At 72.5% G+C, this 14,705-nt stretch carries 13 protein-coding genes; 4 read left to right on the top strand and 9 right to left on the bottom strand.

Annotation, left to right across the window (positions count from 1 at the left end; all coding sequences use genetic code 11):
• Positions 1–194 precede the first annotated feature (194 nt).
• Positions 195–1,202, top strand: coding sequence for an ATP-binding cassette domain-containing protein (locus QQS16_RS21935; protein WP_286063547.1), 1,008 nt, complete (start codon positions 195–197; stop codon positions 1,200–1,202).
• Positions 1,199–2,047 carry an ABC transporter permease gene (locus QQS16_RS21930; protein ID WP_286063546.1) on the top strand — a complete coding sequence of 283 codons (849 nt, stop codon included), beginning with the start codon at positions 1,199–1,201 and terminating at the stop codon, positions 2,045–2,047. The genes QQS16_RS21935 and QQS16_RS21930 overlap by 4 nt, the downstream gene beginning before the upstream one ends.
• A 107-nt stretch (positions 2,048–2,154) precedes the next feature.
• Here QQS16_RS21930 and QQS16_RS21925 read toward each other — a convergent pair whose 3' ends face one another.
• The 6 genes from QQS16_RS21925 to pdhA all read right to left on the bottom strand — a co-directional run bounded on the left by QQS16_RS21925 (position 2,155) and on the right by pdhA (position 9,188).
• Positions 2,155–3,252 carry a potassium channel family protein gene (locus tag QQS16_RS21925; protein ID WP_286063545.1) on the bottom strand — a complete coding sequence of 366 codons (1,098 nt, stop codon included), beginning with the start codon at positions 3,250–3,252 and terminating at the stop codon, positions 2,155–2,157.
• Complete coding sequence (locus tag QQS16_RS21920) at positions 3,249–4,616, bottom strand: molybdopterin molybdotransferase MoeA (protein WP_286063544.1); 1,368 nt, start codon at positions 4,614–4,616, stop codon at positions 3,249–3,251. The genes QQS16_RS21925 and QQS16_RS21920 overlap by 4 nt, the downstream gene beginning before the upstream one ends.
• Positions 4,613–5,575 carry an NTP transferase domain-containing protein gene (locus tag QQS16_RS21915; protein ID WP_286063543.1) on the bottom strand — a complete coding sequence of 321 codons (963 nt, stop codon included), beginning with the start codon at positions 5,573–5,575 and terminating at the stop codon, positions 4,613–4,615. Before QQS16_RS21915 ends, QQS16_RS21920 begins: the two co-directional genes overlap by 4 nt.
• A 75-nt stretch (positions 5,576–5,650) precedes the next feature.
• Positions 5,651–7,051, bottom strand: a complete 1,401-nt coding sequence (locus tag QQS16_RS21910) for a dihydrolipoamide acetyltransferase family protein (RefSeq protein ID WP_286063542.1) — start codon at positions 7,049–7,051, stop codon at positions 5,651–5,653.
• The gene (locus tag QQS16_RS21905; protein ID WP_286063541.1) at positions 7,051–8,055 is read right to left on the bottom strand and encodes an alpha-ketoacid dehydrogenase subunit beta; all 1,005 of its coding nucleotides are present in this window, start codon (positions 8,053–8,055) and stop codon (positions 7,051–7,053) included. Before QQS16_RS21905 ends, QQS16_RS21910 begins: the two co-directional genes overlap by 1 nt.
• Positions 8,052–9,188, bottom strand: coding sequence for a pyruvate dehydrogenase (acetyl-transferring) E1 component subunit alpha (gene pdhA / locus QQS16_RS21900; protein ID WP_286063540.1), 1,137 nt, complete (start codon positions 9,186–9,188; stop codon positions 8,052–8,054). The genes QQS16_RS21905 and pdhA overlap by 4 nt, the downstream gene beginning before the upstream one ends.
• 189 nt (positions 9,189–9,377) lie before the next feature.
• Between pdhA and QQS16_RS21895 the strand changes: the two genes are divergently transcribed.
• Positions 9,378–9,863: an Lrp/AsnC family transcriptional regulator gene (locus tag QQS16_RS21895; RefSeq protein WP_286066405.1), complete on the top strand. Its 486-nt coding sequence runs from the start codon at positions 9,378–9,380 to the stop codon at positions 9,861–9,863.
• Between the two features lie 41 nt (positions 9,864–9,904).
• Here QQS16_RS21895 and QQS16_RS21890 read toward each other — a convergent pair whose 3' ends face one another.
• Positions 9,905–10,495, bottom strand: a complete 591-nt coding sequence (locus QQS16_RS21890; protein ID WP_286063539.1) for a TetR/AcrR family transcriptional regulator — start codon at positions 10,493–10,495, stop codon at positions 9,905–9,907.
• Positions 10,492–12,009 (bottom strand): 3-hydroxyacyl-CoA dehydrogenase, encoded by a 1,518-nt coding sequence (locus tag QQS16_RS21885; protein ID WP_286063538.1) that lies wholly within the window; start codon positions 12,007–12,009, stop codon positions 10,492–10,494. Before QQS16_RS21885 ends, QQS16_RS21890 begins: the two co-directional genes overlap by 4 nt.
• A 160-nt stretch (positions 12,010–12,169) precedes the next feature.
• Here QQS16_RS21885 and paaN point away from each other — a divergent pair, with 160 nt between their 5' ends.
• Positions 12,170–13,888 (top strand): phenylacetic acid degradation protein PaaN, encoded by a 1,719-nt coding sequence (gene paaN / locus QQS16_RS21880; RefSeq protein ID WP_286063537.1) that lies wholly within the window; start codon positions 12,170–12,172, stop codon positions 13,886–13,888.
• A 12-nt stretch (positions 13,889–13,900) separates the two neighbouring features.
• Here paaN and QQS16_RS21875 read toward each other — a convergent pair whose 3' ends face one another.
• The gene (locus QQS16_RS21875) at positions 13,901–14,656 is read right to left on the bottom strand and encodes a TrmH family RNA methyltransferase (protein WP_286063536.1); all 756 of its coding nucleotides are present in this window, start codon (positions 14,654–14,656) and stop codon (positions 13,901–13,903) included.
• Between the last annotated feature and the right edge of the window lie 49 nt (positions 14,657–14,705).

The following is a 14,705-nucleotide window of genomic DNA, read 5'->3' as shown; positions in this document are numbered from 1 at the left end:
GTCACGGTCCACGCGTCCCCCAGGTCACGGTCCACGCTTTCCTCGGTCTCCAGGCGGGGTGCTCTGCGTCCCCGGCCGGTCTCTCCCTCCGCCCTTGGACCGATCCACGAAAAATCGCTGTGCGCGACCGATGAGTTTGCGCGACGGTGAAGGTCATCCCATGCGTCACCCAAGAACGCGGAAGGACACCCACCATGAGCCAGCACACGTCCGGCCTGGCCATCGAGACCGCAGGCCTGGTGAAGACGTTCGGCGAGACACGGGCCGTCGACGGAGTCGACCTCGCGGTGCCGGCCGGCACGGTCTACGGCGTCCTCGGCCCGAACGGCGCCGGCAAGACGACCACGGTGAAGATGCTCGCCACGCTGCTCCGGCCGGACGGCGGTCAGGCCCACGTCTTCGGCCACGACGTCGTCCGCGAGGCCGACGAGGTCCGCGGCCGGGTCAGCCTCACCGGCCAGTACGCGTCCGTGGACGAGGACCTCACCGGCACCGAGAACCTGGTCCTGCTGGGCCGCCTCCTCGGCCAGGGCAAGAAGGCCGCGCGCGAGCGCTCCGGGCAGCTGCTGGAGGCCTTCGGCCTCACCGACGCGGCCGCGAAGCAGGTCAAGCACTACTCCGGCGGCATGCGGCGCCGCATCGACATCGCCGCCTCCATTCTCAACACGCCCGACCTGCTCTTCCTCGACGAGCCGACGACCGGCCTCGACCCGCGCAGCCGCAACCAGGTGTGGGACATCGTGCGCGCGGTCGTCGCCCAGGGCACCACCGTGCTGCTGACCACCCAGTACCTCGACGAGGCAGACCAGCTTGCGTCCCGGATCGCCGTCATCGACCAGGGCAAGGTGATCGCCGAGGGGACGAAGGGCGAGCTGAAGGCGTCCGTGGGCGCGGGGTCCGTCCATCTGCGGCTGCGTGATCCGGCCCAGCGACCGCAGGCGCAGGAGGTGCTGCGGCTGACCCTGGACGCGGACGTGCAGCTGGAACCCGATCCGGTGGCGCTGACGGCCCGCGTCGGGGGCGGGGCGGCCAACGGGCGGGGCGCGGCCGAGCAGGCGGCCCGGGCACTGGCCGAGCTGGCCCGCGGTGGCATCACCGTCGACAACTTCTCGCTGGGACAGCCCAGCCTGGACGAGGTCTTCCTCGCCCTCACCGGACACGACACCAAGGTCAACGAGAAGACGAGCGAGGCAGCAGCATGAGCACCGCGACCACCACCGACACCAAGGACCTCGCCCCTGTCAGCGCCGAGTCGCTCGCCGCGCTGCTCGTCGCCGGTGAGCGTCCGCCGCGCCCGAGCGCGCTGTCGGCCTCGCTGACCTTCGGCTGGCGGGCCATGCTCAAGATCAAGCACGTGCCGGAGCAGCTCTTCGACGTCACGGCGTTCCCGATCATGATGGTGCTGATGTACACGTACCTGTTCGGGGGCGCCCTGGCCGGGTCCCCGAAGGAGTACATCCAGTTCCTGCTGCCGGGCATCCTGGTGATGTCGGTCGTGATGATCACGATGTACACCGGCGTCTCGGTCAACACGGACATCGAGAAGGGCGTCTTCGACCGGTTCCGCACGCTGCCCATCTGGCGGCCGTCGGTGATGGTCGGCTATCTCCTCGGCGACGCCCTGCGCTACACGATCGCGTCCGTGGTGATGCTGACCGTCGGTCTGATCCTCGGCTACCGCCCGGACGGCGGGGTCGGCGGCGTCCTGGCCGGGATCGCCCTGCTGGTCGTCTTCTCGTTCGCCTTCTCGTGGATCTGGACGATGTTCGGGCTGATGCTGCGCACCGAGAAGTCGGTGATGGGAGTCAGCATGATGGTGATCTTCCCGCTGACCTTCCTGTCCAACGTCTTCGTCGACCCGAAGACCATGCCGGGCTGGCTTCAGGCCTTCGTCAACAACAGCCCGGTGACGCATCTGGCGTCGGCGGTGCGCGGTCTGATGGGCGGCGACTGGCCGGCCGACGAGGTCGCCTGGTCGCTGGGCTGGTCGGCCCTGTTCGTGCTGGTCTTCGGGCCGATCACGATGCGGCTGTACAACCGCAAGTAGGAGGTGCCGGTCCCTCGCGGCCGGCTCAGTCGGCTGACGGCCCTCGTCCGTCAGCCGTCAGCCGTCGGCCGCGGGGGACCGGCGGACGTCGGGCGCGGTCTCGCCCGTCAGTCCTGGGGAATCGGGCGGACGTCGGGCGCGACGTGCCTGGCCGGCGTCGCCCGCACGATCGTGATCAGGCGGTCCGTCAATTGCAGCGCCCCGACGGCCGGATCGTCGTAGCCGAGCACCCGGTGCCCGCGGACGACGCTCACCACCAGGTCGTCCGTCTCGCGCGGGTTCCGGCCCACCTCGGCCTTTATGACCGGCCGCTCGATGATGTCGAGCCCGCTGCCCTGCTGGATCAGGTCCTCCATGACCATGCCGGCCGCGGGGCTGAGCACGGACAGTCCGAGCAGCCGTCCGGCGGCGCTGGCGCTGGTGATCACCGCGTCGGCGCCGGACTGCTTCAGCAGCGGCGCGTTCTCCTCCTCCCGCACAGCGGCCACGATCTTCGCGCCCTTGTTGAGCTGCCGGGCGGTCAGCGTCACCAGCACGGCCGTGTCGTCGCGCTGCGTGGCGATGATGATCTTCCGGGCCCGGTGCACCTCGGCCCGCTTGAGCACCTCGCTGCGCGTGGCGTCCCCCATGACTCCGGCGTAGCCCTCGGCGGTCGCCGCGTCGATCACCTTGGAACTCGGGTCGACCACGACGACCTGCTCCTTCTTCAGTCCCGTCGCGCAGACGGTCTGGATCGCCGACCGCCCCTTGGTGCCGAAGCCGATGACGACGGTGTGGTCGCGCAAGGTGGACCTCCAGCGGTTGAGTCGCCATTCCTCCCGGGTCCGTTCGGTGAGGACTTCGAGCGTGGTGCCGACCAGGATGATCAGGAACAGCACGCGCAGAGGTGTGACGACGAAGATGTTGACGAGCCGGGCGGCGTCACTGACCGGGGTGATGTCGCCGTAACCCGTGGTGGAGAGGGTGACGGTCGCGTAGTACCAGGCGTCCAGGAAGTCCACGGACTGGTCGGAGTTGTCGTTGTAGCCGTCACGGTCGACGTAGACGATCAGAGCGGTCACCACGAGCACCAGCAGCGCCATGAGCACCCGTCTGGCCACCTGGCGGAAGGGGTGCTCCACCACTTTGCGCGGCAGCTTCACCCGATGGGTCACCAGGTGTTCGTCGGCCTGGCGGGCGATCGCGTCCTGGCCCGGAAGTTTCACGTGAAACACACCCCGATCCCGGCGCTCGCCCAGGGCAGGTCGAGAAGTTCGGCCTCCTGGCCGGCTTGTGTGCCGCCGGGCGGCACGACGGCCAGCGCGTCGGCCACCGCGATGCCGCGCAGCATGGCCGGGCCGTTGTAGTGCAGCGGCACGGCCCGATCGCCGCGCAGCACGACGGGGATCAGCCGGGTGTCGTACGGATGCCCGTGCGCCTCGTCCTGCAAGGGCAGCGTGTACGGCTCCGGCGCGGGGCGTGCCGCGAGGGTCCGCAGCAGCGGCTCGGCCAGCGTCAGCAGGCCGGAGACGGCCGCCAGGGGATTGCCGGGCAGGCCGACGAGGTGCTGGTTCTCCTTGGTGCGCGCCAGCAGCATGGGGTGGCCGGGGCGCACCCGCACACCGTTCACCACAAGCTCCGCGCCGATGCGGCGCAGGGTGGGATGGACGTGGTCGACGGGGCCGGCGGCGGTGCCGCCGGTCGTGAGGATCAGGTCGGCGCCGGAGGTGGTGATCGCCTCGCGCAGGGCGTCGGCGTCGTCGCCGAGCCGGCGTACGGCGGTCACCTCGGCGCCGAGCGCGCGCAGCCAGGGCGGGAGCATCGGGCCGAGCGCGTCGCGGATCAGCCCGTCGTGCGGGGTGCCCTCGGTGAGCAGTTCGTCGCCCAGGACGAACACGTCGACACGCGCGCGGTGTACGACGCCGAGGGTGTCGTACCCGGCGGCGGCGGCGAGGCCCAGGACGGGCGGGGTCACGAGGGTGCCGGCCGGGAGGAGCGGATCGCCGGCCCGGCATTCCTGGCCGCGCGGTCGGATGTCCTGGCCCTGGACCACCTCCCGGGTGGCGTGCAGGTGGCCCTTGTCGTCGGTGCGGCCGTGCTCGCTGCGCAGGACGGCGGAGGTGTCGGCCGGGACACGGGCGCCGGTGGCGATCCGGACGGCCTCGCCGTCGGTGAGGGGCTCGGGTTCGCCGTGCCCGGCCAGGATGTCCTCGTCCCGTACGTCCCAGGGGCCGGGGCCGGCGACCGCCCAGCCGTCCATCGCGGAGGTGTCGAAGGACGGGAGGTCGGTGAGGGCGGGCAGGGGGGCTGCCAGGGCGAGGCCGAGAGCGGCGTCGAGGGTCGTGGAGACGGGGGCGCCGGGGCGGGGGGCGCGGGCGGCGAGCGCGCGGGCCTCGGGCCAGGGGGTGGCCCGGGGACGGGAGTGCGGTGCGGCGGCCGGGGTGGGTGCCACGCCGCGCCGGTCGCCTCGCGGGGCGGGGGCGGGCACGTGGTCACCGGCGCTATGGCCGTTGTCCTTCACGAGGGCGAGCACCTCCTCGACGTCGAGATCCTCGGCGTCCTCGCCGGTGCGGGTGGCGCGGGCGGTCATCCGGCGTCCGGGCGGGGAGCGGGAGTGGCGTCGGGGGCCACGTCGGGCTTGGCGGCGGCGGTCTCGTCGGCCCAGCGCAGGGCGAGGACGGCGGCCTTGCGGGACGCCTCGGCCACCGCCTCCGGACCGCCTCCGGCCAGCGCGGCAGCGTAGCCGACGAGGAAGGTGGTCAGCGGGGCCGCGGGCCGTGCCACGCCATGGGCGGCGTCACGGGCGAGGTCGAGCAGGGCGCCGGTGTCGACGTCCAGGTCGATGCCCAGCTCGTCCTTGACTGCGGTGATCCATTCATCCAACACGTGCTCATGCTCCCTGATCCGTGCCCTGGCGGTGGCGATGTCGTCCCAGGTGTCGCAGTCGAAGGACGCGACGGGGTCGGGGACGCGGGTGAGGCCGAGCCCCGCGGTCAGCCGGCGCAGTGGCAGCCCGGTGAGGCCGCCGCCCGCGGTGGAACCGCTTCGGGAGGCCGCGCCGGCCAGCATCGTCAGCTCCCGGCGCAGCGCGGTCGCCCGGTACGCGGCGACCAGCGGCTGCTCACGGCCGTCGGCGTCCGTGAGCAGCACGCCCTCCGCGGCGCCGGTACGCAGGGCGGTCAACAGCCGCCGTACCGTCTCCTCGGTCAGGAACGGCAGGTCGGCGGAGAGGACGAGGACGTCCTGGGCCGTGGTGTGCCGCAGGCCCGCGGCGAGCGCGGCCACCGGTCCGCCGCCGGGCGGCCTCTCGCGCGCCCAGGTCACGGGCCGCGCGGTCGGCCTGGGCTCGGCGACGACGACGGTGGTGCGCGCGTCGGCGCAGGCGCCGAGCACCCGGTCGAGCAGGGCCCGTCCGCCCACGCGCACCCCGGGCTTGTCCGCACCGCCGAGCCGCTTGGCGGCACCACCGGCGAGTACGACGGCGTCGTACGGGAGGTCCGTGGCGTGCTCGGCGTACTCGGCGTCCGGTGAAGGCTCGTGGGCGGTCACCCCCCGAGTATGCGTGCCGTCGCGATCACAGGGAACGTGGGGACGCCGGGCAATCGGGGTGTGATCGCCGGGCGGTCAGAGGGTGCGCAGCAGAACCGCCGGTTGTTCCATGCAATCCGCCACATACCGCAGGAAGCCGCCCGCCGTGCCGCCGTCGCAGACCCGGTGGTCGAAGGTGAGCGAGAGCTGGACGACCTGACGCACCGCCAGCTCACCCTCGTGCACCCACGGCTTGGGCACGATGCGGCCGACACCGAGCATGGCCGCCTCGGGGTGGTTGATGATCGGCGTGGAGCCGTCGACGCCGAACACTCCGTAGTTGTTCAGCGTGAAGGTGCCGCCGGTGACGTCCGTGAGGGCGAGGGTGCCCGCGCGGGCCGCCTCGGTCAGCCGGGCGAACTCGGCGGTCAGCGCCTCGGCGTCGCGCGTGTGTGCGTCCCGGACGACGGGCACGACGAGACCCCGCTCCGTCTGCGCGGCGAACCCGAGGTGGACCTGGTCGAGCCGGACGACCTCCCGCGCCTGCGTGTCCACCGTGGAGTTGAGCTCGGGGTAGCGGGCCAGGGCCGCGGTGCAGATACGGGCCAGCAGGGCGAGGACGGAGATCTTCGGCCCGCCGGCGGCGTTCATCGCCGCACGCGCCCGCATGAACTCCGTCGCGTCGGCGTCCACCCAGCAGGTGGCGTCGGGGATCTCCCGGCGGCTGCGGGACAGCTTGTCGGCGACGGCGCCCCGGATGCCCTTGAGGGGGACACGGGTACCGGTGGGTGCGGTCGTACCGGTGGGGGCGGGAGGGGAGGCCGGGACGGCGGTGGGGGTCGCAGCCGCCGGTGTCACGCCGGTGTGCGGCTCGGCGGACGGGGCGGTCGTACGCGTGTGCGCGGCGGCGGCCCGCAACGCGTACTCCACGTCCGCGCGCAGGATCAGGCCGTCGGGCCCGGAGCCGGTCAGCTCCCGCAGATCGAGGCCGTTCTCCCGGGCCAGCCTGCGCACCAGGGGGGAGATCACCGGAACGGGGCCGTCCGCCCCATCGGCCGTCGTGACCCGGTCATGGTCCGCGTCGGGCGTACGGACCCGCCCGTTCGCCGCCCCGGCCGCCGCGACGGCCTGCGTGGGCTGTTCCGGGCGGACCCGGCGGCGCCGCGCCGGCGCCTGGGAGGTGCCGTAGCCCACCAGCACGTTCCCGGAGCCCTCGGTCTCGCCGGCGGGGGCAGACGCGCCCACGGCCACCGTGATCAGCGGCGCCCCGACGGGCAGTTCCGTGCCCTCGTCGCCGAAGCGGGCGGTGACGACCCCGCCGTAGGGGCACGGCACCTCGACCATCGCCTTGGCCGTCTCGACCTCGACGACCGGCTGGTCGACGGCGACGAGGTCGCCGACCTCGACCAGCCACCGGACGATCTCCGCCTCGGTGAGCCCCTCCCCGAGGTCGGGGAGCCTGAACTCCAGGCTGTGCATGTCAGACGCGTGTGCCATCAGCTCTCGGCCTCCCACTGCAGACGCCCCACGGCGTCCAGGATCCGGTCCACGCCGGGCAGGTGGTGACGCTCCAGCATCGGCGGCGGGTAGGGGATGTCGAACCCGGCCACGCGCAGCACCGGCGCCTCCAGGTGGTGGAAGCAGCGCTCCGTGACACGGGAGGCGATCTCCCCGCCCGGGCCGCCGAACCCGCCCGACTCGTGCACGACGACCGCTCGCCCGGTCCGCCGTACCGAGGCGCAGACCGTCTCGTCGTCGAACGGCACCAGGGAGCGCAGGTCGACGACTTCGAGGTCCCAGCCCTCGTCCCGGGCCGCCTCGGCGGCTTCGAGGCAGACGGGCACGGACGGCCCGTACGTGATGAGCGTGGCGCTCCGGCCCGAGCGCCGCACCACCGCGCGGCCGATCGGTTCAACGGCCGGCGGCTCCTCGGGGTTCCAGGAGTCCTTCGACCAGTACAGACGCTTGGGCTCCAGGAAGACGACCGGGTCGTCGGAGGCGATGGCGGCGCGCAGCAGCCCGTAGGCGTCGGCGACGGTCGCGGGCGTGACGACGTGGAGCCCCGGAGTCGCCATGTAGTACGCCTCGGAGGAGTCGCTGTGGTGCTCGACACCGCCGATGCCGCCTCCGTAGGGGACGCGGATGGTCAGCGGGAGCGGCAGCGCTCCGCGGGTGCGGTTGCGCATGCGGGAGACGTGCGAGATCAACTGCTCGAACGCGGGGTAGGCGAACGCGTCGAACTGCATCTCCACGACCGGACGCAGCCCGTACATCGCCATGCCGACGGCCGTGCCGAGGATGCCCGCCTCGGCCAGCGGGGTGTCCGTGCAGCGGTCCTCGCCGAACTCCTTGGCGAGCCCGTCGGTGACCCGGAAGACCCCGCCGAGTGCTCCGACGTCCTCGCCCATGACGTGCACGGCCGGGTCGGCCGCCATGGCGTCCCGCATCGCGCGGGTGAGGGCCTGCGCCATGGTGGCCGGCTTGAGGGCGACGGTGGTCATCGGTGCGTCCCTTCCTCTCCGGCCTCCAGCTCCGCCCGCAGCTGGGCCTCCTGCTCGCGCAGGTGCGGCGTGGGGTCGGCGTAGACATGGGCGAACAGGTCCATGGGGTCGAGCACCGGGTCCTGGTTCATGCGCGCGCGCAGGTCGGCGGCCATGGCCTCGGCGGCGTCCCGGGCGGCTCGCCTGCCGTCCTCGTCGAGGAGACCGCGTTCGGTCAGTTCGTGCTCCAGGAGCGCGATCGGGTCGTGTCCGCGCCAGGTCTCGACCTCGGCGTCCTGCCGGTAGCGGGTCGCGTCGTCCGCGTTGGTGTGCGCGTCGACGCGGTAGGTGATCGCCTCCACGAGCGTGGGGCCGCCTCCCGCGCGCGCGTGCCGTACCGCGTCGGCGAGGACCTCGTGCACGGCGGCGGCGTCGTTGCCGTCCACCAGGCGGCCGGGCATCCCGTAGCCGACGGCCTTGTGGGCCAGCGACGGGGCCGCGGTCTGCTTGGCGAGCGGGACGGAGATCGCGAAGCCGTTGTTCTGCACCAGGAAGACGACCGGCGCCTGCCACACGGCGGCGAAGTTCAGCGCCTCGTGGAAGTCGCCCTCGCTGGTGCCTCCGTCGCCGACCATGGCCAGCGCCACCACGTCGTCGCCCTTGAGCCGGGCGGCGTGCGCGAGACCGACGGCGTGCGGCAGCTGGGTGGCGAGCGGGGTGCACAGGGGGGCCACGCGGTGCTCGCGCGGGTCGTAGCCGGTGTGCCAGTCGCCGCGCAGCAGGGTGAGGGCCTGGACGGGGTCCACGCCGCGTGCCACGGCGGCCAGCGTGTCGCGGTAGCTGGGGAAGAGCCAGTCCTGTTCCTGGAGGACCAGCGCGGCGGCGACCTCGCAGGCCTCCTGGCCGGTGCTGGAGGGGTACACGGCGAGACGGCCCTGCTTGGTGAGGGCGGTGGCCTGCGCGTTGTAGCGGCGGCCTCGCACCAGCTCGGCGTACAGCCTGCGCAGCAGCCCGGCGTCGGCATCCTGGGCCGCCTCCGTGCCGAGGACGCGGTACGGCTCCGCGTCGGGCAGCAGCGGCGCGGGGTCCGTACGGGGCTGCCAGGCGGGCGGCGGCGATGGCCGGTACGCGCCTCGCTGCTCCATGACCGTCATAGCGGCACCTCCTCGTGGGAGCGGCTTCAGGCGCGTCACGGGTGTGATGCGCCTCACCTACCGATTGTTCGGTCGCCGACACATTTTGGCTACAGGGCCCCTCAGGCTGTGGACAAACGGTTCTCCACAGCCTGAGATGGACGCAGGACGTCCATGGGAGAGAGGCGGGGGGACATGGCATCTGAACAAATGGCCGCGAGCCCGGAAGGCAGCGGCCCCCTGCCACCCGCCCGTCCTCTCGACGCCATCGATCTCGACATCCTCCAGATGCTCCAGGCGGACGGCCGCGCGTCGATACGGTCGGTCGCCGAACGCGTCCATGTCTCGCGCGCCAACGCCTACGCGCGGATCAACCGCCTCATCGAGGACGGCGTCATCCGCGGCTTCGGGGCCCGCGTCAACCATGAACGCGCGGGCCAGGGGACCTCGGCGTACATCACCCTGAAGATCGTCCAGAATTCCTGGCGCACTGTGCGCGAGCAGCTCAGACAGCTTCCCGGGGCCTCGCACATCGCCCTGGTGGGCGGCGACTTCGACGTCCTGCTCCTGGTGCACACGTCCGACAACCGGGCGCTGCGCGAGCTGGTGCTGACCCGGCTCCAGGCGATTCCCGAGGTGCTCAGCACTCGCACCCTGCTGGTGTTCGAGGAGGAGGACCTGGAACCGCAGGGCTGAACTCCGGGGGGAGAGCGGCAGCGCTGAGCGGCAGGCCGGGTTCAGTCGGCCTGCCGTAGTCCCCCGAAGACCAGTTGCACCACGGCGTCGGCGACCTCGCGCTCGTTCATGCCCCGGCCGTCCGGCCGGTACCACTCCACGATCGAGTTGATCATCCCGAAGACCAGCCGCGTCGCCAGCCGCACCTCCACGTCACCGCGCACGTCCCCGTCCGCCGCCGCCGCCTTCAGCAGCTCGGCGACCCGGTGGTCGAAGTCCCGGCGCCGCTCCAGGGCCCACCGCTCGGTGCCGGTGTTGCCGCGCACCCGCAGCAGCAGGGTGACGTAGGGCAGTTCGGCGATGAGCACCTCGACCATGCGCCGGACGACGTACTCCAGGCGCCCGGCGGCCCGGCCCACGCGCGCGTGCTCCTCGTCGAGGATCCCGAAGAGCCCGTCCAGGGCCCGGCTCACGGCCCGGCGCAGCAGCTCCTCCTTGCCGGTGACGTGGTGGTATATCGACGACTTGGAGATGCCGGCCGCCTTGGAGAGGTGCTCCATGGAGGTGCCGTCGTAACCGCGTTCGATGAAGATCTGGACGGCGACGGACAGCAGCGTCTCCGGGGTGTACGTGTCGCGTTTGGGCGTGGTCATGAGGTGCTGCCCTCCCGCTTGTCGGTGGCGTACGCGTGCCGGTACAGCGCGAGGGACGGCGCGTAGCGTCCCGAGGGGTCGCGCAGGTGCAGGTCGTCGAGGAGGGAGTAGGCCCAGTTGCGGCCGAGCCGGCGGCTCCACTCGAAGGGACCCAGGGGGTAGTTCACCCCGAGCCTCATCGCGGTGTCGACATCCTCCTCGGTCGCCACGCCCTTGGCGACGGCGTCGTGCGCGAGATCGACGATCCGGGCGACCGTACGGGCGACGATCATGCCGGGAACGTCACCGATGACGCTGACCTGCTTGCCGAGCGCCTGGAAGAGGCCGGTGGCCTCGGCGAGGGTCTGCGAGGAGGTGTCCTGGGAGGCGGACAGGGCCATGCGGCCGGCCCTGCGGTAGTCGAGCGCGAGGTCGAAGTAGACGACGTCCCGGAACTCGACGGAGGTCTGGCCGTCGGCGAGGGCCAGCTGGCCGCCGCCGGGCAGCACCAGGCGGGTGCCGTGGTCCTCGTCCTCCTCGCGGACCTGGATGCCCGCCTCGCGGATCAGCGGGACCAGCTCGGAGGCGGGGCCCAGGTCGCCCTCGACGACGACGTACGCGGGCGGCTGGGCCGGCTCGGCGGTGTGGGGCTCGGAGCGGTCGGCTCCGTCGCGGTAGTCGTACCAGCCCTGCCCGGTCTTGCGGCCGAGCCGGCCCGACTCGACCAGGCGCTGCTGGGCGAGCGACGGCGCGAAGCGCACATCCTGGAAGAAGGACCGCCACACGGAGTGCGTGACGGACTCGTTGACGTCCTGCCCGATCAGGTCGGTCAGTTCGAAGGCGCCCATCCTGAAGCCGCCGCAGTCGCGCAGGACCGCGTCGATGGTCGCCGGGTCGGCGCCCTGGGCCTCGTAGACCGCGAAGGCCTCGGCGTAGAAGGGCCGGGCGATGCGGTTGACGATGAAGCCGGGGGTGTCGGCGCAGGCGACCGGGGTCTTGCCCCAGGCGCGGGCCATCTCGTACGCGCGCGTGGTCGACGTGACGTCCGTGGCGAACCCGGAGACGACCTCGACGAGCGGGAGCACCGGCGCGGGATTGAAGAAGTGCAGGCCCACCAGGCGCCCGGGGTTGCGCAGGGCGCCGCCGATGGCCGTCACCGACAGGGACGAGGTGTTGGTGGCGAGCAGGCAGTCCTCGTCGACCACGCCCTCCAGCTCACGGAAGAGTTCCTGCTTGACGTCCAGGCGCTCCAGCACGGCCTCGACGACCAGGGCGCAGTCCGCCAGGTCGGTGACGCGCTCGGCGGGCAGCAGACGGGTGCGGGCCGAGTCCCGGTCGGCGGCGCCGAGACGCCCCTTCTCGACGAGCCGGTCGAGGCGCGCGCCGATCGCGTCGGCCGCCTCCCGCGCCCGGCCGGGAACGGCGTCGTACAGCCGTACGGAATGACCCGCGACCAGCGCCACCTGGGCGATGCCCTGGCCCATGGTGCCGGTGCCGACGACGGCCACGGGGCTGCTGAGGTCGAGTGCTGTCATGGGCGCGATCCTCCCGCACGGGGTTTTCCACAGATGCGGCGGACCCCCTTGTACCGACCGATCGTTCGGTTACTCTAACTCTGACTGCCTGTTGCTGCCCCAGTTTCCGCCCAGGTCATGAGCTCGACGACGAGTTCAAGAGACGAGGAGTTGGTCCCGCATGGCCGCCGAACTCACCGCGCACGATCTGATCGCCAAGCACCGGCCCACCCTCGACCAGGCGCTGGAAGCGATCCGTACCCGCGCGTACTGGTCCCCGCACCCCGAACACCCCAAGGCCTACGGCGAGAACGGCAGCCTGGACATGGCGGCGGGCAAGGCCGCCTTCGACGCCCTGCTGGGCACCCGCCTCGACCTCGGCCAGCCCGGCACGGACGACTGGGTGGGCGGCGAGGTCTCGCCGTACGGCATCGACCTGGGCGTCACCTACCCGCACGCGGACGTCGACGTCCTGCTGCCCGCCATGAGGGCCGGGCAACGGGCCTGGCGCGACGCGGGCGCGGAGACGCGCGCGATGGTCTGTCTGGAGATCCTCAAGCGGATCAGCGACCGCACGCACGAGTTCGCGCACGCGGTCATGTACACCTCCGGCCAGGCGTTCATGATGGCGTTCCAGGCGGGCGGCCCGCACGCGCAGGACCGCGGCCTGGAGGCGGTGGCGTACGCGTACGTGGAGCAGGTCCGCACACCCGACACGGCGGAGTGGACCAAGCCGCAGGGCAAGCGCGACCCGCTCGCGCTCACCAAGCGGTTCACCCCGGTACCGAGGGGCATCGGCCTCGTCATCGGCTGCAACACCTTCCCCACGTGGAACGGCTACCCGGGCCTGTTCGCCTCCCTGGCCACCGGCAACGCGGTGCTCGTCAAGCCCCACCCGCGCGCGGTGCTGCCGCTCGCCCTCACCGTCCAGGTGGCGCGCGAGGTGCTCACCGAGGCCGGCTTCGACCCGAACCTGGTGGCACTGGCCGCCGAACGGCCCGGCGAGGGCATCGCGAAGACGCTGGCCACCCACCCGGAGATCCGGATCATCGACTACACGGGCTCCACCGCCTTCGGCGACTGGCTGGAGGCCAACGCCCGCCAGGCCCAGGTGTACACGGAGAAGGCCGGCGTCAACACGGTGGTGGTCCACTCCACGGACGACTACAAGGGGATGCTGTCCAACCTGGCCTTCTCGTTGTCGCTGTACAGCGGCCAGATGTGCACCACCCCGCAGAACCTGCTCGTCCCGCGCGACGGCATCCGCACCGACGAGGGCCCCAGGACCTTCGACGAGGTGGTCGCGGACCTCGCCCGGTCGGTCGACGGACTGCTCGGCGACGACGCGCGCGCCAACGCCCTGCTGGGCGCCATCGTCAACCCGGACGTGAAGGCCCGCCTGGAGGCCGCGACGGGCCTGGGCGAGGTCGCCCTGCCCTCGCGGGAGGTCACCAACCCGGAGTTCCCGGACGCGGTCGTCCGTACGCCCGTGATCGTCAAGCTGGACGGCGCGCGGAAGTACTGGGAGGGCACGGACGACGAGCCCGCCTACATGAGCGAGTGCTTCGGGCCCGTCTCCTTCGCCGTCGCCGTCGACTCGGTGGCCGACGCGACGGAGCTGCTGCGCCGGACGATCCGCGAGAAGGGCGCGATGACGGTGGGCGCCTACACCACCGACGAGGAGGTCGAGCAGGCCGTCCAGGAGGTCTGTCTGGAGGAGGCCGCCCAGCTGTCGCTGAACCTCACCGGCGGGGTGTACGTCAACCAGACGGCCGCCTTCTCCGACTTCCACGGCTCGGGCGGCAACCCGGCGGCCAGCGCGGCGCTGTGCGACGGCGCCTTCGTGGCCAACCGCTTCCGGGTGGTCGAGGTCCGGCGCGAGGTCCAGAACCAGGCCTGACCTCAGCCGGCGCTAGCTGGTCGCGCCCCCGGTGGCACTCCAGTGGTACAGCGTCATGGCCACACTGGTCGCGAGGTTGTAGCTGGAGACCTGGGGGCGCATCGGCAGCGCCAGCAAGTGGTCGGCCCGCGCGCGCAGGCCGACCGACAGGCCGCTGCGCTCCGAGCCGAAGGCGAGGACGGCGTCGTCCGGGAGTCTGGTGCCGCGCAGGTCGTCGCCCTCGGGGTCGAGGGCGAACACCGGCCCGGGCGGCAACTCCTCCACGGTCAGCCGTTCCACGGCGGTCGCGAAGTGCAGCCCGGCTCCGCCGCGTACGACCGTGGGGTGCCAGGGGTCGAGCGTGCCGGTGGTGACCACACCGGTCGCGCCGAACCCGGCGGCCAGACGGATCACGGCGCCCGCGTTGCCCAGATTGCGCGGATGATCGAGGATCACGACGGGCGCGGTGCGGGGAGCGCGGGCCAGCGCGCGCAGATTGGCCACCCGCGAGGGCCGTACCGCCAGGGCGGCCACCGCGGTGGGGTGGGGCCGCGGCACGAGGGACGCGTACGTCGTCTCCGGGACCTCGGTCAGCAGCGCGTCCAGCGCGTCCCGTACGTCGGGAGCCAACTCGTCGGCGAGGGCGAGCGCGGCCCGCCGGTCGACGGTGACCGCCACCGGGACCTCGGCGTCGAAGCGCACCGCGTGCTTGAGGGCGTGGAAGCCGTCGAGCAGGACGGCGGTGTCGGCGAGCCGGCGCCACCGGCTGACGGGATCGGGCGCGGTCATGCCGTGAAGCCTACGGGTGCGCGGTCGGGGTTCTCCGGGGCAGCGGGGG

The sequence above is a fragment of the Streptomyces sp. ALI-76-A genome (assembly GCF_030287445.1).
Classification (GTDB): Bacteria; Actinomycetota; Actinomycetes; order Streptomycetales; family Streptomycetaceae; genus Streptomyces.
The sequence above is the reverse complement of the archived record's forward strand: the minus strand, read 5'-3'. Positions and strand labels throughout refer to the sequence as shown.

Excerpts from the sequence above, each read along its gene's own strand:
- QQS16_RS21935 (WP_286063547.1), top strand. The coding sequence starts at position 195 with ATGAGCCAGCACACGTCCGGCCTGGCCATCGAGACCGCAGGCCTGGTG.
- QQS16_RS21930 (WP_286063546.1), top strand. The coding sequence starts at position 1,199 with ATGAGCACCGCGACCACCACCGACACCAAGGACCTCGCCCCTGTCAGC.
- QQS16_RS21920 (WP_286063544.1), bottom strand. The coding sequence starts at position 4,616 with ATGACCGCCCGCGCCACCCGCACCGGCGAGGACGCCGAGGATCTCGAC.
- QQS16_RS21910 (WP_286063542.1), bottom strand. The coding sequence starts at position 7,051 with ATGGCACACGCGTCTGACATGCACAGCCTGGAGTTCAGGCTCCCCGAC.
- QQS16_RS21905 (WP_286063541.1), bottom strand. The coding sequence starts at position 8,055 with ATGACCACCGTCGCCCTCAAGCCGGCCACCATGGCGCAGGCCCTCACC.
- pdhA (WP_286063540.1), bottom strand. The coding sequence starts at position 9,188 with ATGACGGTCATGGAGCAGCGAGGCGCGTACCGGCCATCGCCGCCGCCC.
- QQS16_RS21895 (WP_286066405.1), top strand. The coding sequence starts at position 9,378 with ATGGCCGCGAGCCCGGAAGGCAGCGGCCCCCTGCCACCCGCCCGTCCT.
- QQS16_RS21890 (WP_286063539.1), bottom strand. The coding sequence starts at position 10,495 with ATGACCACGCCCAAACGCGACACGTACACCCCGGAGACGCTGCTGTCC.
- QQS16_RS21885 (WP_286063538.1), bottom strand. The coding sequence starts at position 12,009 with ATGACAGCACTCGACCTCAGCAGCCCCGTGGCCGTCGTCGGCACCGGC.
- paaN (WP_286063537.1), top strand. The coding sequence starts at position 12,170 with ATGGCCGCCGAACTCACCGCGCACGATCTGATCGCCAAGCACCGGCCC.
- QQS16_RS21875 (WP_286063536.1), bottom strand. The coding sequence starts at position 14,656 with ATGACCGCGCCCGATCCCGTCAGCCGGTGGCGCCGGCTCGCCGACACC.